This is a genomic window from Pseudomonadota bacterium, from assembly GCA_010028905.1.
Taxonomy (GTDB): domain Bacteria; phylum Vulcanimicrobiota; class Xenobia; order RGZZ01; family RGZZ01; genus RGZZ01.
The window spans coordinates 1-1,255 of record RGZZ01000860.1 but is presented as its reverse complement, the minus strand read 5'-3'; the positions used below and the strand labels follow the sequence as shown (position 1 = coordinate 1,255).

2 protein-coding genes are annotated in these 1,255 nt (G+C 66.6%); one reads left to right on the top strand and one right to left on the bottom strand.

Translation table 11 applies throughout. The features are described 5' to 3' along the window. A partial coding sequence (locus tag EB084_25930) for a glycosyltransferase (GenBank protein ID NDD31704.1) occupies positions 1–659 on the top strand: 659 nt, incomplete at its 5' end. Here the strand turns inward: EB084_25930 and EB084_25925 are convergent. Then, positions 615–1,255: VCBS repeat-containing protein (locus tag EB084_25925; GenBank protein ID NDD31703.1), on the bottom strand; the 641-nt coding region annotated here is incomplete at its 5' end. The two genes, EB084_25930 and EB084_25925, sit on opposite strands and share 45 nt — an antisense overlap.

The following is a 1,255-nucleotide window of genomic DNA, read 5'->3' as shown; positions in this document are numbered from 1 at the left end:
CGCGCAACCTAGGGCTCGAGGCGGCGCGGGGAGACTTCATCGGGTTTCTCGACGACGACGACTGGCTGCTGCCCGATCACGCCGAGCAGCTCGTGGGTGCGCTCGAGCGCGGAGGATCCGACATGGTGTGTGGTGATGTGCTGGTCTGCTACGTGCGCCAGACTGATGACGGGCGTCGCCGCGTCGAGGGGCTCGAGGTGTACCCGACGGTGCAGGAGCTCGAGCGCATGCAGTTCATGAACCTGCTCGTGCTGCCGTGTCTCTTGTTCCGCCGGCGGCTGCTGGCCCACGAGCGCTTCGACGAAGAGATGCTGGTGTGCGAAGACTACGACCTGTGGCTGCGCCTGCTGCGCGTCACGACGCCGTGCTACCACCCCGTGCCCACCGCGGTCTTCACCTGGTGGCAGGCGGGCACGAACCACAGCCAGACGCGCGGGTCGCTCTTTGCCGACGGCTACGCGCGCGTGTACGCACGCAACGCGACGGCCGATCCGAGCATCGCATCGCAGCGCGACGCCTTTCTGGCGACGCTGCGCGTGTCGGGTCGGCCGACGCCCCCCACGCCCGTGCTGGGGTCTTGGCTGGCTGCGGTCGATGTGACCTCGATGGACCGCCTACTGACCGAAGAAGGCGTTGAAGATACCGTTTCCGATGGCTGAGATGTCGGGGAGGCCGTCGTGGTTGAAGTCGCCTACCGACACCGACTGCGCATTTCCGGTGCCGCCCACCGTGAGGGGGGGCGAGAACGTGCCATCGCCGTTGCCAAAGAACGTCGACACCGAGGCCGACTCCTTGTTGACGAGCACGATGTCGAGGTGGCCGTCGTAGTTCATGTCGGCCAGCGTCACGTCATAGGGGGCAAAGCCGGACAACAGCGTGCTCGGGGTCTTGAAGGTGCCGTCGCCGTTGCCGCGCATGACCGTCGTCTGGCTCGAGAAGGCGCCGGGGATGACGAGGTCGACGTTCCCGTCGTTATTGAGATCGCCCGCAGCCAGCGCGTAGGGCTGCGCGGCTACCTGGTAGTTGGTGGCCGCCTGGAAGGTTCCGTCGCCGTTCCCCAGGTAGACCGAGAGGTTCGAGTTTGCGCCCTGGGCGCCACCGTTCGCGACCGTTACATTGGCGAAGGCTGTGGTCGGCGTCACCGCCACAATGTCGAGCTTGCCGTCGTTGTTCAGGTCGGTGGCGACCAGGTTCCACGGCTTTCCGAGGCCGAAGTTGGTGGCCGCCTGGAACGTGCCGTCGCCGTTGCCGCGCA